At 41.4% G+C, this 24,487-nt stretch carries 19 protein-coding genes; 5 read left to right on the top strand and 14 right to left on the bottom strand.

Going from position 1 to position 24,487, the window contains the following annotated elements; all coding sequences use genetic code 11:
• Positions 1–32 precede the first annotated feature (32 nt).
• The 9 genes from LH29_RS24655 to LH29_RS16480 form a co-directional block, all read right to left on the bottom strand.
• Positions 33–209, bottom strand: coding sequence for a hypothetical protein (locus LH29_RS24655; protein WP_157493733.1), 177 nt, complete (start codon positions 207–209; stop codon positions 33–35).
• Positions 210–269: 60 nt separating this feature from the next.
• Entirely contained in the window at positions 270–1,040 is a 771-nt protein-coding gene (locus tag LH29_RS16515; RefSeq protein WP_045031784.1) for a LytR/AlgR family response regulator transcription factor, read from the bottom strand.
• 94 nt (positions 1,041–1,134) lie between these two features.
• Positions 1,135–2,205, bottom strand: a complete 1,071-nt coding sequence (locus LH29_RS16510; RefSeq protein ID WP_082063776.1) for a sensor histidine kinase — start codon at positions 2,203–2,205, stop codon at positions 1,135–1,137.
• Between the two features lie 18 nt (positions 2,206–2,223).
• Entirely contained in the window at positions 2,224–3,618 is a 1,395-nt protein-coding gene (locus LH29_RS16505; RefSeq protein ID WP_082063768.1) for a TolC family protein, read from the bottom strand.
• A 156-nt stretch (positions 3,619–3,774) separates the two neighbouring features.
• Positions 3,775–6,822, bottom strand: a complete 3,048-nt coding sequence (locus LH29_RS16500; protein ID WP_045031781.1) for an efflux RND transporter permease subunit — start codon at positions 6,820–6,822, stop codon at positions 3,775–3,777.
• Positions 6,822–7,895, bottom strand: a complete 1,074-nt coding sequence (locus tag LH29_RS16495; RefSeq protein WP_045031780.1) for an efflux RND transporter periplasmic adaptor subunit — start codon at positions 7,893–7,895, stop codon at positions 6,822–6,824. Before LH29_RS16495 ends, LH29_RS16500 begins: the two co-directional genes overlap by 1 nt.
• 241 nt (positions 7,896–8,136) lie before the next feature.
• Complete coding sequence (locus tag LH29_RS23980; RefSeq protein ID WP_198152482.1) at positions 8,137–8,907, bottom strand: glycosyltransferase family 2 protein; 771 nt, start codon at positions 8,905–8,907, stop codon at positions 8,137–8,139.
• Between the two features lie 99 nt (positions 8,908–9,006).
• Positions 9,007–10,128 carry an adenylate/guanylate cyclase domain-containing protein gene (locus LH29_RS16485; RefSeq protein WP_045031779.1) on the bottom strand — a complete coding sequence of 374 codons (1,122 nt, stop codon included), beginning with the start codon at positions 10,126–10,128 and terminating at the stop codon, positions 9,007–9,009.
• Positions 10,129–10,138: 10 nt separating this feature from the next.
• The gene (locus tag LH29_RS16480; RefSeq protein ID WP_045031777.1) at positions 10,139–11,302 is read right to left on the bottom strand and encodes a Pycsar system effector family protein; all 1,164 of its coding nucleotides are present in this window, start codon (positions 11,300–11,302) and stop codon (positions 10,139–10,141) included.
• Positions 11,303–11,524: 222 nt separating this feature from the next.
• On the opposite strand from LH29_RS16480, the gene LH29_RS16475 reads away from it, so the two are divergent.
• The 3 genes from LH29_RS16475 to LH29_RS16465 are packed head-to-tail and all read left to right on the top strand — an operon-like array spanning position 11,525 to position 16,827.
• Entirely contained in the window at positions 11,525–15,133 is a 3,609-nt protein-coding gene (locus LH29_RS16475) for a BamA/TamA family outer membrane protein (RefSeq protein ID WP_045031775.1), read from the top strand.
• Positions 15,130–15,756 carry a phosphoglycerate mutase family protein gene (locus LH29_RS23975; RefSeq protein ID WP_052671025.1) on the top strand — a complete coding sequence of 209 codons (627 nt, stop codon included), beginning with the start codon at positions 15,130–15,132 and terminating at the stop codon, positions 15,754–15,756. The genes LH29_RS16475 and LH29_RS23975 overlap by 4 nt, the downstream gene beginning before the upstream one ends.
• A 60-nt stretch (positions 15,757–15,816) precedes the next feature.
• A complete protein-coding gene (locus tag LH29_RS16465; protein WP_045031773.1) occupies positions 15,817–16,827 on the top strand; it encodes a DUF6268 family outer membrane beta-barrel protein in 1,011 nt (336 codons plus the stop codon).
• A gap of 18 nt (positions 16,828–16,845) precedes the next feature.
• On the opposite strand, the gene LH29_RS16460 is transcribed toward LH29_RS16465, so the two are convergent.
• Genes LH29_RS16460 through rlmH form a run of 4 tightly spaced genes read right to left on the bottom strand, consistent with a single transcriptional unit; the run spans position 16,846 to position 21,903 of the window.
• Positions 16,846–17,316 (bottom strand): DUF6565 domain-containing protein, encoded by a 471-nt coding sequence (locus tag LH29_RS16460; RefSeq protein ID WP_157493732.1) that lies wholly within the window; start codon positions 17,314–17,316, stop codon positions 16,846–16,848.
• 23 nt (positions 17,317–17,339) lie between these two features.
• Entirely contained in the window at positions 17,340–17,738 is a 399-nt protein-coding gene (locus LH29_RS16455; protein WP_045031771.1) for a phosphoribosyltransferase, read from the bottom strand.
• A gap of 4 nt (positions 17,739–17,742) precedes the next feature.
• Entirely contained in the window at positions 17,743–21,426 is a 3,684-nt protein-coding gene (locus LH29_RS16450) for an ATP-binding protein (protein WP_045031770.1), read from the bottom strand.
• Positions 21,427–21,429: 3 nt separating this feature from the next.
• Complete coding sequence (gene rlmH, locus LH29_RS16445) at positions 21,430–21,903, bottom strand: 23S rRNA (pseudouridine(1915)-N(3))-methyltransferase RlmH (protein ID WP_045031768.1); 474 nt, start codon at positions 21,901–21,903, stop codon at positions 21,430–21,432.
• Between the two features lie 244 nt (positions 21,904–22,147).
• Here rlmH and LH29_RS16440 point away from each other — a divergent pair, with 244 nt between their 5' ends.
• A complete protein-coding gene (locus tag LH29_RS16440; protein WP_045031766.1) occupies positions 22,148–22,564 on the top strand; it encodes a DUF4783 domain-containing protein in 417 nt (138 codons plus the stop codon).
• A gap of 8 nt (positions 22,565–22,572) precedes the next feature.
• Positions 22,573–23,496 carry a YihY/virulence factor BrkB family protein gene (locus LH29_RS16435; protein ID WP_045031765.1) on the top strand — a complete coding sequence of 308 codons (924 nt, stop codon included), beginning with the start codon at positions 22,573–22,575 and terminating at the stop codon, positions 23,494–23,496.
• 104 nt (positions 23,497–23,600) lie between these two features.
• Here LH29_RS16435 and LH29_RS16430 read toward each other — a convergent pair whose 3' ends face one another.
• Positions 23,601–24,482: a rhomboid family protein gene (locus tag LH29_RS16430; RefSeq protein WP_045031763.1), complete on the bottom strand. Its 882-nt coding sequence runs from the start codon at positions 24,480–24,482 to the stop codon at positions 23,601–23,603.
• Positions 24,483–24,487: the final 5 nt, after the last annotated feature.

Here is a 24,487-nt window from a genome sequence, read left to right as displayed (position 1 = left end):
AAACATTGAAGAAAATCCGGACCCGGTTTATTTTAATCGCATGAATTTAAGAAATTAACCAATTCATGCACATCTTTTTTCGATGAAAATGGATAACCTCCCTTGGTTTGGAGGGAGTAAATATTGTGATATAAAATACTCTCCTTGTGGGGTGTAGCATCTTCAATCATTGCAATCGCTTCCTGGTATAACTGGTCTCTGTACTTCATTCTCATTTGTGTTTAACTAACAAATATATTATAATCTTATAGATAGCCCCGGTATTTTGCTTATTTCCCTACCCATTCTTTAAACTCGGTAGCCTTTAAACGGCTAATTGTAATGGGCTCATCAAAAGGTGGAATGAGTCTCAAAATCAACTTTCCGCCAAAATGATTTTCGAATTTCCGGATGGCATTAATATGCACAATTGAACTTCGGTTGGTACGAAAAAACAGATCGGGGTCGAGCTGTTCTTCTAGCTTTTCAATGGTTAAATCAATAACATGTTCTTTCCCCTGATAGGTTACGGCTGTTGTTACGCGGTTTTCGGTGTAAAACCAGGCCACATCTTCCACATCGAGTTTAAAATACGATGTTGCCCCGCTAATGAGAAAACGCTTCCGGTATTTCTTTTCGCCCGAAGTTATTGCCTGAAGCAGCTCTTTATAATCAGGAGTACTTTCGGGTTTTTCCTTTGATACCAAAACCATGTGTTCCAATTTTTCGATGGATAAACGCAGCTTTTCTTCCTTTATAGGTTTTAGCAAATAGTCGATACTGTTTACCTGGAAAGCCCGCAAAGCATATTCGTCATAAGCGGTGGTAAAAATTACCATGCTGGTTACATTTACCTGGTCGAATATGGAGAAACTAATACCATCGGTTAGCTGAATATCCATAAAGATCAGATCGGGTGCCGGATTATTTTTCAGCCAGGCAACCGTGCTCTTTACACTTTCAAACCAATCAACAATTTGCCATTCGGGCCGCAGTTTTTCAACCATTCCCCGCAGCAAACGATAGTTATGAATTTCGTCTTCTACAATAATAACTTTCACAATCTACGTTTTTTAGTATTCATCTAGCTGCGCTTACACATTTGCGATGCAATATCCGAGATAAAAATCAATTTATCTGTAACTCAAATCGCATTCACAATAACGGTACTTTCACTTCAAAACGGTTTTCGTCGTACTGAACCACAATTTCTTTTTCGGTTAATATCTCATAACGTTTCACCAGGTTCCTCAGTCCTGTTTTAGTTGAATATGATGCCTCCCTGCGATTCAAGCTGTTGGATACCACCAAATATTCATCCTCAACATAAACCTTAATATCAAGGGGTGCTTCCCGGCTTGTAATATTGTGCTTAATTGCATTTTCAATTAGCAACTGTCCCGTTAAAGGGGCAATTTCACGATCCTTGTTATCGTTTTCCACATGGGTTGTCACATTTAAACCCTCACCTAACCTTTCCTGATGCAGTGCACAATAGGCTTTCATAAAATCGAGCTCCTCGCCTAACTTTACCAGCCGCTTATCTTTACTCTGCAAAACATAGCGGTATACATCGGTAAAGTTTTCGGTAAACTCCACGGCCACATCCGGATTGTAAATAATCAGCGATTTTAGCACACTGAGGTTATTAAAAAGGAAGTGCGGATTCAGCTGGTCTTGCAACGAGTTGTAGTCCATGCGCAACTTTTCGCGTTTCATTTCGGCAATCTGTTCCTGCGAATCGAACCACTTTTGTGCAAAACGGGCAATAGTAAGCGAATTGGCTACCATTTGTACGAAAACCAAACCGGTAACCATTCCCATAATCACACCTGATCGTGACTCACCGATTCCCAGTTTCGGATCTATAAAATACATGATCACACGGTGCGCAAAAACAAGAAACAAAATTCCAACGCTGATCTGTAGAAAAAGCCTCAGCTTTATCTTTTTCGGGACAGGCAGAATGCGCTCCAGAATATTATCGAGAATAATTTGTAACTCGGCCGCAATGTTAAAAGCTAAAATTACAACCACATAAATTACAATCGGAATTTTAACATCTTCTTCGGCAGGAATATGCGTAACATACGAAATAAAATGCAACACCAACACAGCAATAATGCTGACAATAATAAAGCGCCCCACTACACTAACAGGTTCGTAGCTGGGCAACCTCATTGCAAGGGTTGGTTTCTTTTTGCTATGTAGTTCTAAACACTTCATTTCTTTTTATGCGATTTTTTACTTTTCCTCTTCAGGCATATACAGGTTTCCGGTTACACTTTGCCACCTGGTTTTTAGTACCTCGAAACTGGCAATGGTTTGCGTTAACTGCGCTTTAGCCTGAACCCACTGCGCCTGTGCATTCAACATATCAGTGGTTGTATTTAAGCCCACCTCAAAACTGGCCTTGGTTTCATTCATACTTTCCTCAGCCTCGGCAACACTTTTTTGCGCCAAAAGAATCGATTCGTAAGCTTCTTCAACCTGCACCTTTACCTGCATAACCTCAAGATTAATCAAATCATTTGTATGTTGCAAATCTGTTTCGGCCTGTTGTACTTTTAACTGGGCTGCACGTTGTTTCTTTTTTCCTTGTCCCCACTGAAAAATCGGGATAGAAACCTGCGCTGCCAGCATGGGCTGAAAATCGATTTCCTCGTACAAATCTTTTACCCAGTAACTGGTATATTGCGCGCTTACACCAACAGTTGGTAAATAATCGGCACGTGTAATTTTGGCGTCCAACTCCGAAATTTCTTTCTGTTTTTCCAGAATTTTCAGCTCGTTTCGTTTGCTGCCGGCTTGTACCAACCCATCTTCGAGGTTAAACAATTTTACTTCGGGATTGGCATCGTGGCTAATTTGAATCTCAGTATCCAATGGCTGACCCAAAATCTGGTTCAAATACATTTTAGCCACTTTTAAACCGTTGCGGGCTTTTATCAGGTTCAAATCGGCTTCGTTTTTCTGAACGGTTACCCGCAATTTTTCACTTGCCGGCTGCAATCCAACTTCGTACATCGCTGTCATTTGGTCTTCCAACTCGGTAAGCATTTTTATATATTCTTCGGCAATTTTAATATTCTCCTCAACGGTTGCCACCTGCCAAAACGCCTGATCCGTTTGCTCGATCACTTCCGAATATTTCATATTCAAAGCCATATCGGCAATAGAAACACCGGCATCGGCCTGCTGGTTAGAGTAGCGAATTTTTCCGCCGGCATAAATCGCCTGGGTTACTTCAAAACCACTGTTTATAAGCGTTAAACTCCCCAAATCGATATTAATTCCCGGGTTCCAAATATCGCTGGTTCCTGAAAAGTCACCATTCAAAGCCGCTTCCTCACTGTCGGCGGTTGGTAAAAAATACCCCGGCATGTTTATCCCATCCATTCCCGGGCGGTGCATCAACGATGACGAAAAACCCACTGATGGCAAATAAGCCGTTCTGGCCACTTCCTGGTTTACCTGCGCTTCGCGGTTTTGCAGGGCCGCATTTTTCAATTCCTTATTGAAAGCAATGGCCTGCTCGCGGCAGTCTTCCAGCGTCATTACTTTTTGTGCAGAAGTGTTACCAAACACAGTTAGCAAAACGATAACTGTACCGGCTATATATTTAAGTAATTGATTCATTCCTTTTTTTTCTTTTTTTGATTGAATTCATTTTTCGTTTTTAGAAAAGTTGACCCCGATTTTTATCTAACCACAAGGATTAGAAACTGTCGTCCCCCATCGACAAATAAAAAACGGGGCAACTTTTTCTAACTCTATCTACATTCACAATCACAATTATGCTTTTGTCGTTAATTTACTTCCATCAACACGGTACAAAACGGTGTAAAGTACCGGAACAACTACAAGGGTAATTATCGATCCAACGGCCAAACCGAACATGATAACGATGGCGGTTGAGTTAAACATCGAGTCGGTGATAAGTGGTGCCATACCCAAAATTGTAGTCAGCGAGGCCATCATTACCGGACGCAAACGTGATAACGCAGCATCGATAGTTGCTTTCAAACGGTCTTTTCCTTCTTTGATATTCCGGTTAATCTCATCGAGCAGAACCACGGCATTTTTAATCATCATACCAATCAATCCCAAAGCACCGATGATTCCTGCAAAGGTGAGGTACACACCTGTAGTTGCCAGCCCCAAAACAATACCAACAAACGCAAATGGCACCACCAGAAAAATGATGATTGGCTGCTTCAGGTTATTAAATAAACCGATGATAACAATCGCCATCAATCCGATTGCCAGCGGCAGAAACATAAACAGCGCTGAGTTGGCTTCGCCTGAACGGGCAGTTGCTCCTTCCCAGTGCAGTTCGTAACCGTCGGGCAAATCAATTGCTTCAACTTCCCGTTGAAATTTAGACTGAACTTCGGTAGCTGTGTATCCGTCGGCAGCGTCGCATTGTGCTTTTATCGCCCGCTTATTATCCAAACGGTGAATGAGTTCGTAATCCCATGTAACTTTCATAGTATCTACAATTTGTGACAATGGAACACTTGTACGGCTTTGTTGTCCCCAAACCGGGATGTTCAGCAGTTGCTCGATATTATCAGCCACTTTGTTATCGGTGCGCAATACGATCGGCAGCATTTTATCGCCTTCGTAAATGGCTCCGATTGGGCGTCCGTTGGTGGCTACCAAAATAGAGTTACCCATATCAGCGCGCGACAACCCAAGCGGTTGAGCACGTTCAACCGAGTAGGCCGGAACAATTTTTTTGGTTTGATTTCTCCAGTCGTCGGTAACATTTACAGCCGATGGCTCTTCTAAGAAGATACGTTTTGCCTGGTTGGCCAAATCCTTTAATACGGCAGGATCGGGGCCAATAAACTGCGCCTCAATATCGGCATCGGCAAAAGCTGCTCCGTATTCCATCACCCGGACAAATGCATTCGGATAATTCTCATTCAGGTAGTTTTCAATCTCAGGGATTAAAGTTTCCACCCGGTCGGTATTGTTTGTTTCAACAATAAAATCGGCATAGTTTGCTCCACCTGTCTGCATATGACGCATTAACAGGTAGCGGGCAGGCGGACGGCCAACAGATCCGGTAACCGCATGCACACCATTCATGGCCAAAATATCTTCCTGAATTTGTTTTACATCAGCTTCAACAGCATCAATATCAGCCCCCTGCGGCAGGAAATACTCAATAAAAAACTGGTCGTAATCTATTTTCGACATAAAGTCCACTTTTACAAAACGGAACGACCAGAATGCAAAGATCAGGATTGCAAAAGAACTTAGAGCAAACATATATTTATTGCGTACGGCCCATTTCAGGAATTTCCCAAAAATCTTGTACAAACCTTTATCATAAGTTTCGGCATGTTCGCCTTTCGGACGTTCTTTGCGGTAGAAATATTTCGCATTGAATGGTGTCTGAATCATCGCAAATATCCAGCTTAAGGTAAGCGAGATAATCAGTACGGTAAACAGTGACGATAGAAACTCACCGGCCTCGTTTGGCGACATGCGCAATGGCAAAAATGCCAGAATTGCAACTGCTGTAGCACCCAACAATGGCAGCGCGGTTTTTTGTGCGGTATTTACAAAAGCTTTGCTTCGGTCCATGCCCGATTTCAGGTCGACCAGAATTCCATCGGCAACAACAATAGCATTGTCAACCAACATACCCATGGCCAAAATAATAGCTGCCAGCGTAACCCGGTGCAATGGTAGGCCTATGGCCAACATCACAATCAAGGTTCCCATGATGGTAAAAATCAAACCGCTTGAAATAAGCAGTCCTGATCGGTATCCCATGGCAAACATTAGTACCACAATTACAATACCTACCGACATGGCCAGGTTCAACATAAAATCTTTTACTGCATCATCAACGCGGTCGGGCTGGTAATACACCTGGTTGATTTCGAAACCAACCGGCAATTCTTTTTGTAATTCGGCCAGCTTTTCATCCAGTCGCTCACCCAGTTTCACCACGTTAATTCCACTCTCATTCGATAAACCCAGCGTTAAACCGGCTTTATCGTTGTAGAAGAGTACTGCGTTTTGTGGCTCGAGGAACGATCTTTCAATCGTCGCAATATCGCCCAAACGGAAGTTGCCCCCGCCGGGAACCTGAATCAATAGATTTTCAATTTCCCCGATCGAAGTTATTTTTTGCCCCACTCCTACACGAATCGATTCGTCACCGGTAACAATTGATCCCGGGTTGATAATCGCCGTTTCGTTTTGAATAGCTGCAGCAATGAAGAGCGGGTTTACACTTAAGCCTGCCAGCTTTTCAGGAGAAAAAACAATGTCGATGGATTCGGTTTTTTCACCAAAAATCTGCGAGCGGCGAACACCATTAACGCTTAAAAGCTCGCGTTCGATGTATTCGGTGTATTTTACCAACTCGTGATGCGAATATCCGTCGGCAGTTATGGCGTACAAAATTCCGTAAACATCGGCAAAGTCATCATTTACAATTGGATCCACAGCACCGGCCGGCAACGAACCTTTTGCATCGTTAACTTTTCGCCTCAGGTGATCCCAAAGCTGCGGCAACTGCGGCGTTTTAACCGTTGGCTGAATGTAAACTGTAATGATCGACAAACCGGGACGCGAAACAGATCGTATCTCATCGATATTTTCCAGTTTCTGAATGGCTTTTTCCAGCGGATCGGTCACCTCCAATTCAACTTCGTGCGCTGTGGCTCCCTGGTAAACGGTAATCACCGTGGCTGCCTTAATCGGAATTTCGGCATCCTCCAGTTTTCCAATATTATTGTAAGCAATTATACCTCCCAGCAATACTGCTACCAGTATAGTGGAGATCATTGCTTTTTGATTCAGTAACTTTTCCAGCATTACAACAATCCTCCAATGTTAGTTACCGATGGTGTTTTAATAGGTTGAACTTTTTGGCCTTCCACCAGATAATGCACTCCCGCTGTAACAACCTGTTCGCCCTTGTTAACGCCCGATACAATATTTACACGTCCCTGACTTCCGTCGAGCGAAATTTTAACTTCGCGCTTTTCAATTTTACTTGTTGACGGATTGAATACCCAAACGTAAGTGCTTGTTTTTTCGTGGAAAACTGCCGAAGCTGCCACCGATAACTGATTTTGCTCGGCCGTATTATAAACGGTAACTTCCGCTGTCATTCCCGGAGCTACTGCCAAATCATTTTTATTCTCGAACGAAAATTTCACTTCGTACAAACCATCTTGCATCGCTTTTTCGCTAACGCTAAACAACTTTACCGGCAAATTGCTGATGCCCGCGTTGGCTACCGTCAGGTAACTTTCTTTATCGCTTTTTACACGCTGAAGCTGACTTTCGGAAACCGATACCACTGCTTCAAGATGCGAATTGTCGATGAATGAAACTATCGGTGTTCCTGTTCCAACAGTTTGGAAATTCTCAACAAACTTTTCGTAGATATAACCTGAAAAAGGAGCTTTCAGCTCGGTGTCGCGCAATTGGTTTTGTGCGTTTTCGTAAGCTGTTTTTGTCATCAGGTACCCCGACTTGATCTTTTCAAAAGTATTTTCCGGAATTTTGTTTTGCTCAATCAGTTGTTTGTAACGCAGGTACTCACTTTCGGTCTGCTCAAACCGGGCTTTTGTAGTTTCCAGTTGTAGCTTGTAATCGCGCTTGTCGATCTCAGCAATTACCTGTCCTTGTTTTACGTAATCGCCTTGTTTTACATTTAGTTTTAACAACGGACCGCCGACTCGAAAAGAAAGCGAGGTAAGGCTTTTTTCCTTAATCTTACCGTTTAATGTAACCGTATTCTGAGTTACGCCATCGCTAACGGTTTCGATCTTTACATTTTTAATGGTTTCGGCCACGGCCTCCTCTCCGGTGCTGCTTTTGCATCCGGTAAATGCAACCAAAGCAGCCGCTAAAAAGAATAGAATGTTTTTGAATTTCATCTGTATAATTTTTATTTTTTCGATAATCTTAAAAACTAAAATTGACAGATGGAACCGCTCCGTCTGTCGTTCTCACATAAAATTTAATCATTCTCATTATGTAATTTTTGAATGAAAAATTTCATGCTCATTTCAGATTATGCCTTTTTATTTATAATCTAATCACTGCAAAATTAATTCACCTGATTTCTAACGTTTTACATTTTTGCACCGAATGATAAAATGTATTCCTGAAATGCCTTTAAACAGGTTCAACACTTGTAATGCGTTCTCTCAGGTGCTTCATATACTTGTTCAACTGCAACTGAACACTTGAAATGGTTGATTGGGTGTAATTTTGTGATTTCTGGATATTGTTCTGCACACGCTTTATCATCAGGTCGAAATTGGAAATCATTGCATTGGCAATTTCTTTATCGCCCTCGTGCCTCTCCTTAACTTTTCCGCTGTCAGATACACGCACTGCCCGCTCCAAATCGTGTAGCGACTGATAGCTAACTCTTTTTCCCAAAGCCTGATAATAAATGGTTAAAAATGCTTCAACCCCAAAAAAGATTTCTTTCACATCTTTTAAAATGGGAAGTAAATCAGCTCTTAGCATGGCTTTTTCGCCCATGGCCGTTTCATAAGGATTGGTGCCATAATTAATGGTAAAACTGGCGGGATTGCCAATAACCATGTCAGCCTCATGATTTTGAATCGGGGCTAACATGGCGGTGAAATGATCCTTGCGTAAATGAACCAAATTGGCATTGATAAACAGCACAATTTCGTTGCTGGCATACTCAACGCCACAGGCCATCGCATAACTCTTTCCATGGTTTTCAGGCAGTTTTAAATACTCGAAATGATAATGAGAAACCAGGGTTTTCAGAACATTCTCAGTTCCGTCGGTCGATCCGTCGTCAACTACAATCACCTCGGCTTCAGGGTTGTGTTTGCAACACGAAGCAACAACATTAAAAATGGTTTCCTCTTCGTTGTAGGTACAAACAATAATGCTTGTTTTCATCTGTTTTCTGTTTTCAGAAGCGAAGATAAAACGCATTACGGGGGGTATGCGAAAGGAAATTCGTGAAATGCTAAAACTAAGGACTGGAATGAAAACAACTTAGTTTTCAGTTTTATGTACTTCGTAAATCTTTATGGAATTTTTCTTACCAAAAAACTTAATCAGGTCGACGTATTCAATTTTATATTCTTTGGTGGTTTTTATCAGTTTTACAGCAAATTCGCTGGTTACCAATATCTTTTTCTTGTAGCGTTTACACTGTTTTTGAATGCGTGCGGCAGTGTTTAACACATCGCCGTGAAAAGCCAGCTCGCGTTTTATCTCGCCCACCTCGGCGGCCATTACTTTCCCAACGTTTAACGATGCGGTAAAAACGGGCATCATTCCGTAATGGGTCTCAAAATACTCTCGGCGTTTGCTCAGTGCTTTTTCGTACAGGTAATAAAAATCAACCGCACTTTTAAACGACGATTCTCGTTTGGTAGTCCATGAGATAACTACCTCGTCGCCAACAAACTGATAAACACGTCCCCGGGTTGCCAACAACGAATTCGAAACACATTTAAAACAATCCTGAATAAAATAGCTGTATTTTTTGTGCCCCAGTTTTTCGGCCACTGCAGTCGACGATTGTAAATCGAGAAACATAAAAATCAATTCCTCTTCGCGGGGTTTCTGGTAGTATCCCATCATAATTTTCCCGAGCGGCGCATAACCAACCTGCTGCAAAAGCGTGTTGATCAATTGGTAAACATAGCCGCCAACAAACAATACAATAAGAAAAAAGAGGATGGTGGAGTTAAATAAAAACCGTGGCAAATGAGATACTGACTCGATAAAACTCAAATCTTCGGATACACTGTAATGGACAATTCCTAAAAGAATGCTTATAACTAAAAAGATAAGAATGTCGAGAAAGACCACCCCAACCGCCAGCTTGCGCATTTTCAGGTTCCGAACCAGATTAGGGTAAACCATATTAAGCGTAAACCAGCTTAAAGTGGCAAAGAGCGAAATCACTACCGATGACCACACCACCTCATCAACCAAAAAGCTCATTCCTTTTGATAACATATCGCCCATATGGTCGTCGCGGGCACCCAGCATGCGCATAAAAATAGCAAAGCGGATGACCACATTCCAGTAAATCAAAGTAAAAACCAACAGTTGAAACTGATGTCGGCGTACCGAGCCTTTATATGTTCTTTCAAGTTTTGGCATTAAGCAGTTTTTACATGATTTTTGAGAGATACTGCACTAAAAATGTAAGCACTGCCACCACAAAACTCACCATAAAAACGCGGTATGAATACCTCAATAGTTTATATTTTTTAGCCAACACTTTTCCCAGGTTATATTGGTCTTTGGTTAGTGTTCCGTACAAATAATCATAATCGCTCATCATTTCTTTTACGCCCTTTTTATATTTCTCGTAAGGCATATTTACAAAGTTGCCAAAAAACAGCAGGTTAAGTTTTCGCTTTTTCAGGTCTTCATCGCTGTATTGTCCCGATCCGTACTTTGGAATTACCGAAAGAATGGCAAACACCAAGGATATTAAACAGCCCACAATGAGAATAATTCCGGGAATGAGGAAATTATGCTCGCTGGTGCGCAAAGTCAGTGCGCTTGTACTCATCAGCACCGATACCAGCACAGCGTTAATGGTAAGCATTATATTGGCTTTATTATCGGCTATCGAGCTCAAATTAATTTGGTTGCGAGCCGTAAGCCGGAACATGGTTTCGATACCGCGTGCTGTACTTTTCTGGGTGTGTGTCGGTAATTCCGGAGCTTTGTCGGCCGACAGTTTTTTGATGCGATTCTCAACTTTTTTGATATTCTTTAAGCGAACCGGCTCAAACGTATTCCTGGCATATTCGGTATGGAATTTTATGCCCAGAATAAAATCCAGCGTTTGTTTCCAGTATTCCAGTTTCGAGCATTTTCGTTCAACAAAATTGCACATCTCTTTCCGCAGCAAATTGGAGATTTCCATAAAATTGTCCATTCCTGCATGCGCATGATCGGCGTCGCCAATAATTTCTTCGAGCAATGAATTTTTGGGCGCTCCCATTTTTGTTGCCCTGATGCACTTTTCTACTTCAACAATAAAAGCTTCATCCATGCCTTTTTCGGCAAGAAATTGTCGGGCAATTTTACAGCTTTCTTCCTCGTGGTCTTTTAACGAAACCGCATGACCAATATCGTGAAACCAGGCGGCCACCACCACAATATCCTTTTCTCTTTCGCTCAAACTTTCGGCCCCGGCAATAGTTTCCGACACTTTAGCAACCAGACGGGTATGTTCAATAGAATGGTAGTTCAACAAAGCCGAAACTTTCTCCTCGTAATATCGGGTAGCAAATTCCTTAACCTCTTCAACAATTTTCATCAGCTATCAATTTTAGTAATTTCTGAATATCCGGAAACGGCCACTTCACAAAGTATAGCTCCTATTTAATTTTACTGAAGTTAAAAATAACTACTTTTGAATCAATGTAAACAATATACACGGAACTTTTATTTTTTAAACTTTTTCTTAGCCGGGATTTTTGTCGGATTTTGCAACTATCCTCTGAGCTGCTTACTGCAAAGCATTAACAACTTTGTTCTGATGAAAAAAGACCTGATAAAAATTAGCATCGTTTTTTTTGCATTTATTGCAGGCTGTTATTCTCCTGCATTTGCACAAAACAATATAAGTTACAGCGTATTTCTTGCAGGAAATACGTCTCCCGACGAAGCTGCCAAACCTGATGATTTCATTGATGAATTAACTAACGTTCCACAGCCACATGCTTTTGTTTACCTGGGAAATTACTCGGATTACAGCCTCAACGGTGATGAAATGGAATTCAGCTTTTACCCGCAAATAAAAAATAAAAACACACCATTACTTTTTGCGAACGGAATTAAGGAATGGTACAGCGGAAAAAAGCAGACTAAAAGGGTTAGCAAAGCCATACACAATCATTTCCCGGATAACGAAGTATACACCAACGACTGGGGCTGCCCCGGCCCAACCGAAGTGGAGCTAACTGATCAGCTAACCGTTATTCTTATCGATACCTACTGGTGGCTTACGGCACTCGACACGCGCTATGGGAAATGCGGGATTGAAGAGGATGAAGATGTTTTTATCTGGTTGCAGGATGTGCTGCGCAGAAACAAAAATAAAACGGTTATTGTTGCCGGATTTCACCCGATAGAATCGGTTGGGCCGCACGGAGGCAATTTTTCAACGGCTGCAAGCATTTTGGGATTTCCGTATGCCATTTACAAAAATACCTTAGGCGGCAGAAACGACCTGGTTCACCCCGATTACCGGAACCTGCGCCAGCAAATGCAAGCTGTTTTTAACGAATTCCCGAATGTAATTTATGCATCGGCGCTCGAAAACAGTCTGCAGTACATTAAAACCGATAACATCCACCAGGTAATCAGCGGGTCGATGGTTAATCAATCGTACGTTAACAGTAACAAAGCAGATTTTGCAAGCAGCAGCGCCGGCATCTCACGTATCGATATTCAAGAAAACGGAGATGTTACACTTAACTTTTTTACGGTTGAAAATGGTACACAAACACCGGTTTTTAGCCGCCTGCTATACTCCTTATCACCAGAAACAGAGGAAGACCTCACGGCAAAACGACAAGAGCTTTTTAAAGATTCAACACACACCTCATACGCCAGCCTGCAATATCAGGCTACTAAAAGTTACGAGAAATGGATGGGTACGAATTACCGCCAGGTTTGGGAAACGCCTGTTGAAGCCCGAATTTTTGATATCAGCAAAGAAAAAGGCGGACTTACTGTGTTAAAACGTGGAGGTGGGCAACAAACCAAATCGCTGCGTTTGGAAACCAACGAAGGCCATCAATACGTGCTGCGCTCGCTGGAAAAATTTGCAGAAGGTGCACTTCCCAACGAAATGAAGCCAACTTTTGCCAAAGACATTGTTCAGGATCAAATCTCTGCATCAAATCCCTACTCGGCAATGCCGGCAGCGGTTTTAGCTGAACATGCAGGCGTTTTCCACACCAATCCCGAGGTGGTTTATGTACCGCAGGATCCGCTTTTAAAACAATACAAAGAAGACATGCAAAGCGGCTTGTTTTTGTTTGAAGAACGACCGGCAAACGATAGAAGCGACCTGAAAAGTTTCGGCTATTCGGAAGACATTGTTGGCACCGACGACGTGCTTGAAAAAATTATAGAAAGTGAAGATCACCAGGTGGACCAACAGGCTGTTTTGCGGGCCCGGCTGCTCGATATTTTTATTAACGACTGGGACCGCCACGACGACCAGTGGCGCTGGGCTTCGTTTGAAGAAGGCGGTAAAACCATCTATCAACCCATTCCGCGCGATCGTGATCAAACGTTTTTTGTAAACCAGGGAATTTTACCCGGATTTGCATCGCTACCCTTTATTTTGCCAAAGCTGCAGAACTTTCAGCCACGCACAAAAAATGTGATCGGGCTGGGATTTAACGCACGCTATTTCGACCGAACTTTTCTGAACCAGATGGAATGGGAAGACTGGCAAAAAGCCAACACCGAACTGATGAACAGATTGACGCCGGAAGCAATAAACGAAGCGATGGCTACTTTCCCAAAAGAAGTACAGCCAATGGTAGCCGACTCTACTGCAAAAATTCTGCTCGAACGAAAAAAATACATGGAAGAGATGGCCCGCGAGTTGTATCTCTACCTGGCCAAAAGAATAAATATTCCCGGAACGGAACGTAAAGATCTTTTTGAGATCAAACGAAAAAACGACGACGAAACCGAAATAAGTGTTTACCACATAAAAAAAGACGACAGCAAAGGGAAACTCATTTATCAGCGCACCATTAAAACTGACGAAACACACGAGGTGGTTTGTTACGGGCTCGATGACGAGGATCGTTTTGAGATCAGTGGAGAAGTAAACAAGGGCCCCATCATAAGAATTGTTGGTGGCCAGGATAAAGATGTGGTGGTAAACGATTCGAAAGTAAGCGGCATTAAAACGAAAACGCTGGTTTACGACCTGCTAAAAAGTACCGAAATTGAAGGAAACGGCAGAACGAATGCCAAACTCACCAACAACAAAATTATTCACGAATACGATAGAAAATATTTTAAACGCGATGTGGGAATGCCATTGGCAAGTGGAGGTTACAATGCCGACGATGGTGTTTATATTGGCTATGGGCGGTCATGGTATAAGCAGCGATTCAGACGCGATACCAAAACATCGTTACTGGGTGAGTATTCCATTGCAAATACCTCTTTGAATTTGAATGCACAATACGAGTCATTGTCGACAAACAATGGTTTAGATGCTATTTTTGGAGTGGATGCAAGTACCGAAAATTATACCACTAACTTTTTTGGGTTCGGAAACAATTCATCGTACACAAACAGCGGCTACGACGATGATTATTACAAAGTAAAACAGCGCAGAATGGTTGCTCAGTTCGCTGTTCAGAAACGATTTGGCGAGTCGGTTTGGGCACGTTACAACGAAGATGACGAAAATAAAGACCACCCGGTAAATGAGCACAAAATGGGACTAACGGCGCAGTGGCAACTAAACGATACCAAAGAAGAAGACGATAAATTTATTACCGACTTTGATGAAAATGGCCTTTCTCCGGAAAACCTCAGCCAGATTCATTATGCTGTTTTAGGTGGCTATTACGGGTACCAAAACCTGAACAAAGATTTCAGGCCAACGCGGGGTTTTGTGGTGGATGCATCGGCCAACCGTTACATAAACTTACAGGGCGACGAACCCGATTTTACCAAAATTAGCGGGTCGGCTGCTACCTTGCTGAGCTTTACCAAATATCCGCGTACTGTTTTTGCATTCCGGGTTGGTGGTGAGAAAATTTTTGGCGATTACTTTTTTCACGATGCAGCAATTTTAGATGGAAAAACAAATCTTCGCGGATACCGAAAGACACGCTTTTATGGCGATGCGAGTGCCTATTTAAACTCTGAACTGCGTTTTAAAGTCATCGATTTTAAAAACTACCTGCTTACCGGGGAACTAGGCGTACTATTATTCGACGATGTTGGCCGTGTGTGGTTTGATGGTGAAGAATCATCAAAATGGCACAACGGCTATGGCGGGGGAATTTGGGTGTCGCCGTTTAAAATGGCCATCATAACTGCCACCCTAAACAAAAGCCGTGAAGAAACGTTGGTTCAATTTAACTTTAGCTTTTTATTTTGAAGGCACTTACTCAATCCATAATCGTTCTGGTAATCCTTTTATGTGTGCAACAATCGGTGGCACAGGAAGTGATTTTGATTCGGCATGCTTCAGTAAAACTGGAACGACATGGCTGGATGGGTGCAAAAAAAGCTTCGAAAATGCGCGATGCTTACGACACGGCCCCGATCAGTCAGTTCGATCCGGATACCGTATTAAACAAAGTTCCGCAACGAGTTACTGACACTGTTTATGTTAGTGGCCTGCCACGTTCAGTTGCCACCGGGCTAAAATTGTTTGGCGATTCGGCAACAATTGTCTCCTTGCAGGAACTTAACGAATTTGAAATGCACATGGTTTGGCTTCCATTATATTTGCCTTTTAAAGCATGGACTTCCATATCGAGAACAATGTGGTTAATGGGGCTTGAAAAACCGGGAACAGAATCGTTTCAGGAAGCCCGTGAACGTGTTGACGATGTTTGTTCATTTATTGAACGAAAGGCGGAACAAAACAAACAGGTAATACTAGTAACACATGGATTTATAAACCGAAACATCGCGAAAGAGTTGGAAAAACGCGGTTGGCAGGTGGTACAAAATAATGGCAAAAAAAACCTGGGAGCCACCGTTTTAAGAAAATAATTGTATCAATTGTACGTTAATAGGCTTGTGAAATATTTTTTAGCATTCATACTCAGTTTTATGTCGGTGGCAGGATTTGCGCAGGATTCACTTTCGCGCGAAGACTGGACACCCTATTTTGAAAGCAATTTGCCTACCCGTTTTCTGTATTTAAAGATGGAAGGCCCTTTTCAGTACAATATTTCATCTACATCAGAAATACCCGAAATTGGGAACGGATCGGCCGAAATTACCGGAAACAGAACGGTAACGGCACGGTTTAAATTCCCTATTCTGAATAAACAGCGGGTAAAACTAACCGGCGGATTTCGCTATGTAAACGAGCAGTTTTACTTTGAAGACATTAAACCTGGCGACTACCCTATGTATGTTGGGTTAAACGACCGCAACTTAAGGCGTTTAGGGCTTGATATGAAAGGACTGTTTCATTTGCGCGACAACCACTCGATAGTGATGCAAACCAGCTGGAGTTTGGCGGGCGATTTTCATATACACGACCATAAGTATTTTTCATTTGGCGACTTGCTAAAATCATCGCTCGCCATTGGTTATGCAACACGGAAAGACAAAAATACCTACTATGCTTTTGGCGCCTATTTTGGTTATACTTTTGGCGACCCGGCAATTTACCCGGTTATTAACTACTGCAAACGATTTCCCAATGGAATTGGGCTAGACTTGCTTCTACCGCAGGGATTTAAAGCATGGAAACAGCTCAACAAAAGTTTTTATTTGGTTTGCGATGCCGAGATTTCGGGAACCAGTTACACCGTACGTGTTGATAATACGGTACTAAATGAACTGGAAAGTATTCAGTTGCGGCAATCTACCATAGACGCAACGGTAGGCATTATCGCACGAATAAATAAATGGGTAGGAATTGAGACAAAGTTTGGCTACTCGAACAACATCAATTTTAATGTTACCGAATCGAACTTTAAAATTGGAAGTACCTTGCTAAAACCCGACACTGATTACCTTATAAAATCGAAAGTATCAGGTGCACCTTACGCCAGCATTTCGCTGTTTTTATCGGTTCCAAAAAATTTAATAGACCGCTACGTAGAATAAAACAGCAACTTCCGATTGCTAAAATGACTCATCTAGTTTTTTAACTACATCCTCCAAAACTTTAACGGCCGAATCGCCAATTTCAGTGGCACCATCAATTATCTTGTCAAGATCTTCATCGAAATCCTCATCAATGTATTTCTCAATCTTATCGCCAATTTTATTCACATCGTCTTTAAACAGGTCGCGAAGCATATCGCCTATACTCTCTTTGTTTTTTAGAGCGTGGTATTTAATAATCAGCCCTTTAATTTTTATCTGATCTTCAACCGTAAAGTCATCGCGATATTCGAGGTACCATTCAGAGTTGTACTTTTCGAATTTCTCATCGGCCCACTCCCAGTCTTTCTTACCATATTTATTATGATTATTATCCACCCGCTCAACAAAACGTTCAAACCGGTCGAGGTAATCTTCTTTTGATGAAGGAGTTGTACACGCAACCAACCACACCAAACAACACAATATCAAATATTTTGAGTACTTCATTATCAATTCTTATTTCAGATAAATTAGGGTTTCCAGGGCCACTTTACACAATCTTTAATTTCGGGGAACAGCACATAATTGGCTCTCCCTTTCATGGCACAGGTCTTTACATTTAAACCTTTAAGCTGCTCCAATGCCGCCTCCATGGTTTTACCGGATACCGATACATCATCCACCAATAAAATACGCTTGCCTTCCAAATCCCAGTTGGCTTTTTCAAGTACTTTGGGCTCGTTGTAGCGTGGATTATTTTCATCATCGCGGTAATTCAGTGTCATCACCAACAATTCAGCATCAAGATGATAAGCCACCATAGTTGCTGCCGGAACACCGCCGGTACCAATGCCAATTACCACATCGATTTTGGGGAATTCAATTATTTTAAGTCGTTCTGTTATTTCTTTAAATGATAATGAAACCATGTTTTTAGTTTTTAGTAGTTTCTGAGTACACCGGAATTTCAAGATAGAAGGTTGTGCCTTTCCCCATTTCGGTTTCGAACCAGATCTTGCCGGCGAAATTTTCAACAATATTCTTTACAATCGAAAGCCCCAATCCCATTCCACTGGTTTTGGTGGTAAAACTCGGGCTAAACAACTTATCGCGCAACTCGGCATCAATACCTGAACCGTTGTCTTGTAAAGAAATCACCGCCATGTGCTGACGTCGGTCGAGCCTCATTTTAATTTCGCCCTTCCTTCCCTCAGGAATAGCCTGGATGGCATTACGAATCAGGTTAATAATGGCCCGCGACAATTGTTCCCTATCGGCATTTACTTCAATGTTTTCGTAGCCGTTCGGGTCAAATTTAATGTCTATCTCACTGTGCGTTTCATACAGGTCGATCGACTTTTTCAACTGCTCGGCCAAACAAAATACCTGGTTGCGAGCTGTTGGAATTTTCGCAAAGTTCGAGAACTCGGTAGCAATATTCGAGAGGTTGTCGATTTGCTCGATAAGTGTTGAGGTCACCCGGTCAACAAACTCATTGTACTCTTCGTTTTTCCCTTTGGCACGCTGCAAGTATTGGATGTTCAGCTTCATCGGGGTTAGCGGATTTTTAATCTCGTGCGCAATTTGTTTGGCCATTTCGCGCCATGCCGATTCCCTTTCCGAACGTGCCAGCAAATCGGCACTCACCGCCAGTTCATCAACTTTCTTATTGTATTCACGAACCAGGCTTCCAATTTCATCTTTCCGGTTGTACTGAATGGGCTCGTTTCGTTTACCCAACTGCATTTTTTGCAGGTTCTCCTGAATAACAACCAGTGGCCGTGTTATCTGATTGGCAATAAAAACGGCCGCAATAATACTGGCTAAAAACAGCAGTACATACAAGTTAATGAACGCCACAATAAAGGTGGAGATCTCCTGGCTGTAGTTATCCTGCCGGATAAAATAAGGCAGATTAATTACGCCCAGGTAATCGCCAAAATTATTGATAATTGGCCGGTATGCCGACAGGTATGATAGTCGGCCAATATTCTCGGGCTGGAAGTAACTGATGGAATAATTCTGATACACCTCGTAATTGGCGCGGGCATTTATGCGCGACGATACCAGTCCCCGTTCAAAAATCTCGAAACGCGAAGAAGCGATAAGCCGTCCGTCGATGCCGTAAATATTAATATCGGTTCGGAAAATATTGGAGAGTTTGGCCAGCTCTTCGCGCAGCCATTCTTCCTGTTCCTGTGTAATCTCGTGTTTGTCAGTTAGGCGCATATCAATTTCTTCCGAAATCGACTTCATCTTCTCATTCAAATCGTCCTGGTGTTTCTGCCGGTATTCTTTTACATTGTAGAAAAGCGTAACCCCGGCAACAACCATTAGCGAAACAAAAACGATGGAGATGATCGCCGCCTGTATCTTAAATTTCAGATCGAAAAACACTTTTCTTCCCCGAATCGACCGATTTACGATCATTAAAACAACAAGCAGGGTAAGAAAATAGAATACAAATAAATACGGAAATGAAATCAAGTAATCGATAGGTGTTAGCAGCTCGCGCGAAACAACCACATAATTTTGCTGGGTGGTACGATAAACCAGGTGCTCGTATTTTCCCTGACGCAGAAATGAAAACTCGTCATCCGATTTCAGGTAAACATGTCCGTTGTAGTTGTAGTTGTAATCGCCATACTTATCGGCGAGTTCTCCGGCGTAATATTTCGCATAATTGAATTTTCGGTATTTCTCCGGACGAGTCATCGATTTATCGATCAGCAACTCAGGAAAACCAATGCCTTCGAACAATAAATCAGAATCCAAATCTATGTAGATTGTTATTCCTCTTCCTCCATCTGCAAGTGGATAATTAAAACGACCGGTATAAGAAATCCTTCCGTTCATATTATCCATAAAATAAAAGTTCGTACCAGGGATTTGAATTCCTTCCGAATCTATTTTATCATTTAAGTATGGCCGGCACGACACCTCATAATCATCAGGAGGAATGATCAAATTACTTTCCTCGCGACATACCAGAATATTTAACAGGTACTTCCTGAAATAGGTGTTGAAATACGATTGCCGGATGTATTCAATGGCATCATCGTCTTTGTTCTGAAACAATAAACTTTGGATGGCCGGATCTTTTATAATCTGCTCTTGTATCTCGGTCATAAAAACTTCGGCAGCCGGATCGCGTTCAGCAACCAATGTTACAGCCAGTAGTTTCTGCTGTCCTTTATCCATTTTGCTAATGGTGCGGTTAATAACCACCAGGGAATAAACCGAAACCACCGCCACATAAATAATCAGATAACTTAAGGTAAAGGTTTGCAGGTAGTGTCGGGTTATCAGCGAAGAGAGGATTACACAAATAATAAACAGCAACAGCGCGTAAATAGAAACATTTTGTACGGCAATGTACTGTACTCCGGCAAAGAATAAACTGATTGCCAGCGTTAACAGAACCAGTTGGTAGAGTTTAAAATTTTTGAGTGTTTTTTCGTTTAGCCTGATGGTAAAAAACACAACTCCCAAAAGCAACAAACTGATCGAAAAAATGCCCAAAACACTTTGAGGCGAAATATCGATGATTTTGTTCAGCGCAAAGGAAACCGTTGAATTATAGATGAGTTCCTTTATCAAATTATCTACCAATAAATACAGGCTGGCATTAAAAATTAAAAGCAGGATTATGATTATTTTCCGGGGTAAAACTGAGTTCCTCTGTAAATCACGAATATTCAGGTCGACCGCGAAATTGTAAATCCAAAACAGGAAAAATAAGGCCAGCAGAAAATAATCGCCCAGCGATGGCAACCACTCGTTTATGGCAAAATAATCAGGGCTAAAAAATCTTAGATGGAAGAATACCTTCGGTACCTGAAAAATGAGGTGAATCCAATACACCACAAACAACGCCACTCCCAACGAAACCAGTTTCAGGAAAAATGGTGCCTCGTTGTCTACAAATTCTTTTCGGAAATAAAACAGCAGTAAAATAAGCCCGATAAAATAAATGGCTCCGGGGAAATACAGCTGATTGGTGGTACACAAATAATTTCCGTAGGGCAAAAGCGTAAAAAGGTAATCGCCTTTCATGTCTACAATATCGTAACCATGATTGAATTTTTCTGTTCGTATTATATAATCGCTGGGAAGCTTGTAATTTTTAAAGAAATTATTTTGCAGGTACTTGTTTTCGTAGGTGTAGTTTCGTTTTATTAAATGAAAAACGGCTGCCGTATACTCACCAACACTCATGGTATCAACCAGGTAATAGCCATTTGGCAATTTTACCAGACCACTGGTTTTTGGCAGATCTTCCAGACGGTCGTAAAAAGTAATTCCTCGGTCGGACCAAAAAAACAGTTCATTATTTTTAAAAACCATCGCAGCAAATCCGGTTTCGCGGATAAGTGTTTCATCCTGGCTAAAAAATTCACTGATATCCTCATCCAGTTCGTCTTCAATCAGCACTTGTTTAATTTCCTGCAGCTTATGCTGAAGCTCTGCTTCGCTTGCCAACAGCTGAGTCTGAAAATCGTCGATAAGTTTGGTTTCAGGATTTCGCCGCAGCAAACCATTTTCAAGAATGGCTGCCACAACCAAAATACCGATGGCTAAAATGAGGAAAGTATATTTATTAAGTTTAACCAACATTAGCTATTCATGATGATATGGTTCGCCTTTCAAAATTGTCATTGCTCTGTATATCTGCTCTACGCACAACAATCGCACCATTTGATGCGAAAATGTTAAGCGCGAAAGCGATATTTTTGAACTGGCTTGTTTATACACTTCTTCTGAGAAACCATATGGGCCGCCCACTACAAGTATCAGTTCTTTTGGTCCGCTAACCATTTTCTTCTCTAAAAACTGCGAAAACTCCACCGACGAGAACATTTTTCCTTTCTCATCAAATAAATGCAACTCTTTACCCGGAGCCAGTTTTGAAAGAATAATTTCGCCTTCCTTGTTTTTCTGCATCTCCGGGTTGGTATTTTTTCCCTTTTTAATATCGGGAATAACTTCCATCTCGAAACTGATGTAGTGTTTCAGGCGTTTTAAATATTCATTTATTCCATCGCGTATATAGGCCGCATCAGTTTTACCAACAACCAGTAATGTAATCTTCATTTTACTAAAATCGTTTATTCACAGAACTTATGCCTCGGCAGTCGGTTGTTTACAATCCTTAATCATTCGGATTGACAAAATGACACCAGCACATAATCCTCTGAAGGCGAATTAAATATAATTATGTTTCTACAACAATCGCCCAATTGATTTTTAATTTTATAAATTTACAGTAAAAATAAGCGTATAAAAGTGTTTTTGCATAGTTTTTGCTTATTATGCAACACATATGATGAATTAAAATATGATGAAGAATTTTAAACATATATTTTCCGTTATCCTGATATTTTGCAGTTTGCTGGCAGGCGCTGCTCATTTCCCTCAGGATAAAAAGATTCCGAATGAAATTAATGTTGGTTTGGCAACCGGAGATGCAAAAGTACTTTCCTCTTATTTTAACCAAAACGTAGAACTGGTAGTACTTGATAACGACAATGTATACAGTAAAGCCCAGGCCCAGCAAATTGTAACCAACTTTTTTAATAAATTTCCCCCGCTTGAAAAAAATGCTTTTAGCATTATTCACGACAGTGGAAAAGAGAATGCGCAATACGTAATCGGGAAATTAAAAACAGAAAAGGGCGATTTCAGGGTTTACTTTTTGCTGAAACAAAACGATGGCAAACAATACATTCACCAACTACGAATTGAACAACAATAATAGCCGATATGGCATCGGAAAAAATCACTTTTAAGCGAATTAAAAAGCTGAGCGAAAGAGCTGTTGATCACGCCAAAAGTATTTCGCTCCCCCTTTTTGATGGAGTTCCTTTGTACGATGTTTTGTTGTTTTTCTGGAGAAGTATCGTCGACGGATCGATAACAACCCGTGCATCAGGCATCGCTTTTTCCTTTTTTATTGCCCTGTTTCCAGGTATAATTTTTCTTTTCACCTTAATTCCACTCAGTGGATTCCAGGATGAACTTTTTGTAATTATCCAGGAGATAGTGCCGGGAAGCGTTTGGCCCACAATAGAAGAAACCATTACCGAAATTGTGATGCGTCCCCGAGGTGATTTATTGTCGCTGAACTTTGTTATGGCACTAATTTTTGCCACCAATGGTTTTGTATCGATGATGAGTGCTTTTGATGCCACCGTGCACAATATCAACCGTAGAAAATGGTGGAGCCAGTACATAGCAGCCGCACTTATGCTGGTTGTTTTTACCCTGGCGCTAACTGTTGCTATTGCCTTGTTAACAGGTGGTCAGATGTTGATTAATTACCTCGACCGGATTGACATTATTCAAGAAAAGTTTCTGGTGTATCTGTTAATTGCGGGAAAATGGATCATAACCATTACAATCTTCTTCTTTGCCTTCTCATTTCTCTATTATATGGCGCCTGCGAAAAAAACAAAATGGCGGTTTATCTCTGCAGGAGGAACACTGGCAACCGTACTAAGCATTGTTGGTTTTGCAGGCATGTCGTATTACCTCAATAATTTTAGCCAGTACAACAAGCTTTATGGCTCTATCGGAACGTTGCTGGCCATTCTTTTTTTGATGTATGTGATGTCGTTGATTTTGCTGATAGGATTTGAGCTAAATGCCAGTATTTACCAGGCACACACTTACCAGGAAGATGACTAAGAAAGGATGAAGGATTATTGATTAAGGATGAGTTCGAAAGTGATACTTTATCTTAAATCACAATCTTTCTTTTCAATCTGAAAACTGAAAACTGTGACTGCAAACTACTTCTTCCCCTGTTTAAATAGCAGCTCCTTTTCTTTTTTGCTTAAACTCTCGTAACCCGATTTGGCAATCTTATCAAGAATACGATTGATCTCGTCTTGCTGCTTATGTTTCTGACGGTTGTATTCATGATCGTCGCGCGGAGGTTTTCGGTAAGTAACTTTCATTTTACTTTTATGTTTGAAAAGTCCGCCTAAAAATTCGCCAATTTTATTCACCAAGTTCACCAGTCCGGCTCCCATATCTTTTCCTTTTCGTAATTGATAAATATAAAACCAGCCCCAAAAGGCACCTCCCAAATGTGCAATATTACCACCGGCATTTGTTGATGAAATACCAATTACCGATAATAAAACGTAAAAAGCAGCTACATATTTTAATGGAATACCACCGATAAAAAACAGGTGTATCTCGCGGTTTGGATCGTAAAAAGCTACGGCTACCAAAATGGCAAATATTGAAGCGGAAGCTCCCAGCATAGGAACTCGAATACTTTCAAATGCAGGAAAAACATTATATGCCAAAATAAATAAAAAGGCCCCCCAAAGACCTCCCATCAGGTAAACACCCAACATTTTGTCTCCCTCAAAATGATAAAGAAACAGTTGCCCAAACCAATAGAGACCAAGCATATTAAACAGCAGATGAATAAACCCCTGATGCAAAAACATGTAGGTTATCGGAGTCCAAGGACGTTGCGCCAAAACTTCGGTTACCGAAGGCACTGACAACCAATCATACACCCGCATATTGTGTCCGCTCAGCAAAAAGAAAACACCAATTATTTTCAGCAAAAGGAATACCCCAATATTTATGTAGATCAACCGGGTTAATACCGATCCTTCTTTAAATGTTCGTTTTATGTCGCCTGCAATATCCACAACTG

The sequence above is a fragment of the Draconibacterium sediminis genome, assembly GCF_000949475.1.
Taxonomy (GTDB): domain Bacteria; phylum Bacteroidota; class Bacteroidia; order Bacteroidales; family Prolixibacteraceae; genus Draconibacterium; species Draconibacterium sediminis.
This window is presented reverse-complemented; position numbering and strand designations above follow the sequence as displayed.